Genomic DNA, 6,099 nt, shown 5'->3' with positions numbered 1-6,099 from the left:
CGATGTCAGGGTAATTGAAGAAGTGTCACTCAACTTGGCCTATATGTGGTTTGTCGGCATAAATCCTGATGAAGAACTGCCAGATGCAAGCTTGCTTGCAAAATTCAGAACGCAAAGACTTAAAGATACCAGTATGGATGATATTATTCAGGAAGTAGTTCACCAATGCATTGAGAAAGGCATTATTAAGAGCCATGGACTTAGCATAGATGCTACACATACAGCAGCTAATACCACAAAAAAAGTGCCAGAACGAATTATGAAGCATCTGGCGAAAAAAATATTTAAAACATTGGATAGAGAAAACGGAAAAATACTTTCCGAAATGGATACCAATATACCCGACTATAAAGCAATGGAAAATCATGAAGAAGCGAAGACTGTAATGAAAACCTATTTAGAAGAAGTGATTGCTAAAGTCCAAGAAAGCAATGAATTTTCCGATATGCCATGCACACAAGATGCGATTACCGAAGCGACGAATATAATTAGTGATGAAAAGTTTATATTGCAAAAGGGAATTCGCTCACTTATCGACCAAGATGCACGGGTTGGTTATAAATCAAAAACGGACAGTTTTTTTGGATATAAAGTAGAATTTGCCATGATTCCAGAAGAACGGATCATAACGGCTATAGAAGTAAGTGATGGAGCCTATGTAGATGGCAGCAAATTTGAAGATTTATATAAACGCACAAAAACAAGCGGCTTTGATATAAAAGAATTTTATGGCGACAAAGGCTATTTTCGCAAACCAATATTGGATATTTTAAAAGAAGACCAAGTGGAAACCATTATTCCAGTAAGTGCTTCCGTGTATAAACTTGATGACAGCAAATTCAGCTATAATAAAGATAGCGATCAATGGTTTTGCGAAAGGGGTAATTATACAATTTCAAAGAAATGTCGGCGGCAAAAAAACAAAGCGGCCATGTTAACCTATACGTTTGATAAAAAAGTGTGCATAAACTGTCCCAATATAAACCAGTGTATTAATGGAAAATCTAAAGTAAAGCAGTTGTCGGTAGGAATCAACGCTGGAGAATATTACGAATACAGTCAACGATCCAAAACGGCTGAGTTTCAGGAAAAGTATAAAAAACGTGCCAGCCATGAATGGAAGAATGGTGAAATGAAGCGTTTTCATGGTTTAGACCGTGCTCGAGGGTATGGTCTGCGGAGCATGACCATTCAAGCCAAACTAACTGTGTTAGCGGTTAATTTGAAAAGAATAGCATCTCTGGTATCCTCTTATTTTGCTTGTTTAAGCAAAGTTTTTTCTGGATAAATATATTTTTAAGAAATTTTCGTTGTGAATTATCGAGGTCTGCTTAGAATAGGGCTTTTTCAGTGGTTTCGGACGGTTCTTTGACTCCTTTTGGTTTCAGATAGGGACAGATTATTTTGGTCCCTGTCTTCCCTCGAATTTATGGTTTTAAGCAGATTTGAGATTGCCGTTTTCGAGGGCAGGAGAAAGCCTAAGAGCAGGTACTACTGGCAGCAGCCTGCCAAAGATGTAAAGAATAGCGACATACCTGGCTGATGACCTAGGATGTCGCTTTTTTATGTCTGATCTATTACTGGGTAGAAGCGCAATGCTAAACTCGTAAAAGATTAACCCCGCATAAAAGCGGTGGGTTAATCGACATTCTGTGGACAAGTGTCTTGACATTTGCACTGCTTGCCATTTAGCAGAGACCTAAAATATGCTACATGGACTCAGGCGAAGAATGTCTGTATGGAAGATATTCTAAAAAACAAGTAACAGCAAGGGAAGCCGTTTTTTCTCTTTCATTGCAAGACATATTTTACGATTGATTTGGTACTATCTTCGTCTCATCATCTATTATGTAGAAAGCGGGAATATATCGTGAGGGAAAAACTGTATTTCGTGCTATCGATGATCATCTTTGGCGCAGTTGGCGTGTTTGCAAAATATATCGACATGTCTTCTAGTAAAATTGCGTTGTTCTTGAGCTTGATCGGTACCCTGTTTCTGTTAATCGTCTTCGTATGGACGAGGCAGAAAGTTTTGTGGTGTAGGGTGAAGAAGAATGTCACCGCTCTGTTCATAGCGAGCGTTGCTTTGAGTGGCAACTGGATTTTTCTGTTTCAGGCTTATAAGGAAACAACGATTGCCAATGCGGCACTGAGCTATTATTTTGCGCCTGTTCTGGTTATTACGTTCTCGCCTTTCGTTTTGAAAGAAAAGTTGTCGCTCAAAAAGGCGGTATGTATCGGCATTGCATTGCTCGGCTTGTTCCTCATTTTGCAAAACGGCAGGATGGAAACAACCGGGCATCATCTGCTCGGCATCGGCTACGGACTGGTTGCGGCGGGCTTCTATGCTATTTTGACGCTGGTCAACAAGTTTATTCGGGACCTGGACGGACTGGAAAATACGCTTCTGCAGCTTGCCTTGTCGGCTGCGATACTGTACCCATTTGTGCTATTTACAGATGGCTTCAATTTTTCTTCGATCACCAACAACACAGTTATATTGATGCTTATACTGGGTATCCTTCATAGCGGGGTTGGATTTTATCTGTTCTTTGCCGGAATGAAAGGACTAAAAGGCCAAAGTATCGCCGTATTGAGTTATATCGACCCTCTAACTTCACTATTGATTTCAGCTTTGATCGTAGGAGAGAGGATGACTTTGCAGCAACTGACCGGCGCTGTTTTGTTATTGGGCTCCATTTGGATAGGTGAAACACACAAAAATTAAATATTCATTGACAAACAAGAGCAATAGTGACTATAATAAAAGCGAGTGGTACGTACCACTCGCTTTAGCAATAAGAAAAGGTGAGAACAGTGCAGATAGATAAGATGAGCCGAATTCCTTTGTATTGTCAGCTCATGGAAATACTCATTCAAGATATTCAGAAAAATATGAAGGAAGATGACCGGTTGCCTTCTGAGCGGGAAATATGCGAAATGTATAATGTGAGCAGAGCTACCGTCAGACAGGCGATGCAGGAGATGGAACGCGACGGCTATATTTGTCGTTCTCATGGAAAAGGGACTTTTGTGGCGTCTCAAAGGGTAAATCAGGAACTATTGAAGTTCTACAGTTTTACGGAAGAAATGAAAAAGCTGGGCAAGATACCTTCATCCCGGGTGTTAAGTTTTGAGGTGATGGGGTGTAGTAAAAAAATTGCCGACAAATTATCGGTGAAGGATGGCAGTATGGTATACAAAATGCTACGGCTGCGTTTGGCAGACAATAAGCCGATGATGATCGAGAGGACTTACTTGCCTTATGAACGGTTTCCGGGGCTGACAAGGGAATTGTTTGAGAAAACGGCTATGTATGATATTTTTACGCAAAAGTACGGTGTTAAATTTACATCAGCCAAAGAAAAGTTTCAATCAGTAAATACCAGTGAGGAAGAAGCAAAATATTTGCAAGTGGCGAAAGAAATACCCAGTCTTAAAATTGAGCGCTATACCTTTGAAAGTGAGAAAGTAATAGAGTATACCATCAGTATCGCCCGGGGCGATAAATTTGAATATTGCATAACACTGCAAAAATAATAGAGCCAACGGCATCTATTATTTACCACAACTGGTACGGACATCATGACAACTAGTGACGAAAACTTACATATAATTGAGGAAAAAAGAAGAAAAGTTTCGATCGGTAAATACCGGTGAGGAAGAAGCGAAATATTTGTAAATGGCGAAAGAAATATCCAGTCTAAAATCGAGTGCTATACCTTTGAAAATATGAGAAAGTAATAGAATATACCATCAGTATCGTCCGGGGTAATAAATTTGAATCTTTGCATAATACTGCAAAGATAATAGAGCCAACTGCATCTATTATTTGCCACAACTGGTGCGGACATCATGATGAGTGACAATGAAAATTTACATATGATTGAGGAGAAAAGGGGGATTAGCTATGCCCAACATTTTATTAACCCGCATTGATAACCGTTTAATTCATGGTCAGGTGGGAATGACCTGGGCCAATCATTTAGGGGCTAATTTGATCGTAGTGGCCAATGATAAGGTCGCAGATGATCCGGTGCAGCAGAACTTAATGGATATGGCAGTATCTGATGTAGTAGACACCCGGTATTTTACTATTCAGGAGACTATTGACAAAATCCATTATGCGGCAGATGACCAATTGATTTTCTTAGTAGTAAAAGATCCCCAGGATGTTGTAAAACTGGTTGAAGGAAATGTACCTATTGTGAAACTAAATATCGGGAACATGCATTTTAGCGAAGGCAAACAACAAATCACAAGTACGGTATCGGTTAACGAAGCCGATAAACAAGCATTTCGAAGATTGCAGAAACTGGGAGTGAAGATGGAAATACGGAGAGTTCCCGACGAAAGCAATACTGATATTTCAAAATTCTTATAAAACTCCATAGGTAGTTTAAATGCAACTGGAGGTGAGTGCTGAGAAAGAACGGCTAAAGGGGTAACGGATCAAGGGAAAAACTAAAAAGCAGGAGGGGTATCATGCTGGGGGAAGCGCTGTTAATTGCACTTTGGGCATTTATTGCCGGTATCGATTTATTTGATGGGTTGACTCATATACATCGTCCTTTGGTCACGGGGTTAGTGGTCGGTCTTATTTTAGGTGATTTGCAAACTGGTTTGATTACAGGTGCGACTTTGGAACTGGTCTGGATGGGAATGGTACCGTTAGCGGGGGCCCAACCACCCAATGTAGTTATTGGCGGAATTATTGGTTGTGCGTTTGCTATTTTGACCAAGCAAGACCCTAAAGTAGCGGTTGGCGTAGCCGTGCCTTTTGCCGTTGCTGTACAGGGCGCTATTACTCTAATGTTTACTGTATTTTCTCCCATTATGCACAAAGCGGATGTGTATGCGGAAGCTGCAGATACTGGAGCGATTGCTCGAATCAATTACTTAGGAATGCTGTTCTTGGGACTGTTTTATGCAGTTATTGCCTTTTTACCTATTTATTTCGGTGCGGATTTAGCCAAACACGTTGTTTCCGCTTTGCCCCAGTGGCTAATTAGCGGTTTGTCCGCTGCGGGCGGAATGATGCCGGCAATCGGTTTTGCTATGTTGCTTAAGATCATGTACAAAAAAGAATATGGCATGTTTCTTATTATTGGTTTTATACTTGCTACGTATTTGAAGCTTCCTTTGTTGGCGGTCGCAATTATAGCTACCTGTATAGCCGGTTATGATTATTACATAAATAAAAACAATGCTGAAAAAGCAGCGAAAAGGGAGGCCAGAAGTCATGGAATCTAATAGCGCTACTGCTTATCAAGAAACGGCAACCGACAGAGTCATTACCAAAAAAGAGCTTAATCGTATGGCATGGCGTTCGTTTTTTTTACAAGCTTCTTTCAACTACGAAAGAATGCAGGCTTGCGGCTGGCTTTACAGCATGATTCCGGCTTTGGAAAAAATCCATAAAAACAAAAATGATTTGGCCAAATCAATGAAAATGCATATGGAGTTTTTTAATACGCACCCCTTTCTGGTAACTTTTATTATGGGTATTGTTACAGCCATGGAAGAAAACAAAGAAGACCAAGAAACCATACGAGGTATTAAAATAGCTACCATGGGGCCACTGGGAGGAATTGGCGATGCCATGTTCTGGCTTACTGCTTTGCCGATAACCGCCGGAATTGGCGCTTCTCTTGCAATAGAAGGCAATATTTTAGGGCCTGTTATCTTTTTGGTGTTATTTAATATTATTCATTTTGGCTTACGCTTCGGGTTGATGAGTTATGGCTATAATACGGGTGTTAAGGCCATACAATCCTTAAAAGAAAATACCAAATACGTTGCCCGTGCCGCTAATATAGTAGGTTTAACGGTTATTGGTACACTCATTGCATCGTATATTAGTTTGAAAATTCCATTGGTAGTTACTGCTGGCGATGCTAAAGTTGCTCTACAGGCAGATGTATTGGATAAAATTTTGCCCAATATGCTGCCTTTTGGCTACACCCTTTTGATGTATTACTTGCTGAAGAAGAATTTTTCGCCTGTAAAGCTAATCTCATTAACGGTCGTGATTGGAATTATCGGTAAACTGATTGGCCTATTGTAAAAAAGTGTGGATTGGGTGGATACCCAATCCAC

At 40.3% G+C, this 6,099-nt stretch carries 6 protein-coding genes; all 6 read left to right on the top strand.

Translation table 11 applies throughout. The annotated features are described in order from the left end of the window. Window positions 1-1,288: IS1182 family transposase (locus tag LUCIF_RS18925; RefSeq protein WP_122629425.1), on the top strand; the 1,288-nt coding region annotated here is incomplete at its 5' end. A 582-nt stretch (window positions 1,289-1,870) separates the two neighbouring features. After that, window positions 1,871-2,728 carry a DMT family transporter gene (locus LUCIF_RS18920; RefSeq protein WP_122629424.1) on the top strand — a complete coding sequence of 286 codons (858 nt, stop codon included), beginning with the start codon at window positions 1,871-1,873 and terminating at the stop codon, window positions 2,726-2,728. 134 nt (window positions 2,729-2,862) lie between these two features. After that, window positions 2,863-3,540 carry a GntR family transcriptional regulator gene (locus tag LUCIF_RS18915; protein ID WP_207858058.1) on the top strand — a complete coding sequence of 226 codons (678 nt, stop codon included), beginning with the start codon at window positions 2,863-2,865 and terminating at the stop codon, window positions 3,538-3,540. A gap of 370 nt (window positions 3,541-3,910) precedes the next feature. Beyond that, window positions 3,911-4,384 (top strand): PTS N-acetylgalactosamine transporter subunit IIB, encoded by a 474-nt coding sequence (gene agaV, locus LUCIF_RS18910; RefSeq protein ID WP_122629423.1) that lies wholly within the window; start codon window positions 3,911-3,913, stop codon window positions 4,382-4,384. Between the two features lie 101 nt (window positions 4,385-4,485). Next, window positions 4,486-5,253, top strand: a complete 768-nt coding sequence (gene agaW / locus LUCIF_RS18905; RefSeq protein ID WP_122629421.1) for a PTS N-acetylgalactosamine transporter subunit IIC — start codon at window positions 4,486-4,488, stop codon at window positions 5,251-5,253. Beyond that, the gene (locus tag LUCIF_RS18900; RefSeq protein WP_122629419.1) at window positions 5,243-6,067 is read left to right on the top strand and encodes a PTS system mannose/fructose/sorbose family transporter subunit IID; all 825 of its coding nucleotides are present in this window, start codon (window positions 5,243-5,245) and stop codon (window positions 6,065-6,067) included. The genes agaW and LUCIF_RS18900 overlap by 11 nt, the downstream gene beginning before the upstream one ends. The last annotated feature ends 32 nt before the right edge of the window (window positions 6,068-6,099 follow it).

The sequence above is a fragment of the Allolucifera butyrica genome (assembly GCF_900476375.1).
GTDB lineage: Bacteria > Bacillota > Negativicutes > Sporomusales > UPPP01 > Lucifera > Lucifera butyrica.
The sequence above is the reverse complement of the archived record's forward strand: the minus strand, read 5'-3'. Positions and strand labels throughout refer to the sequence as shown.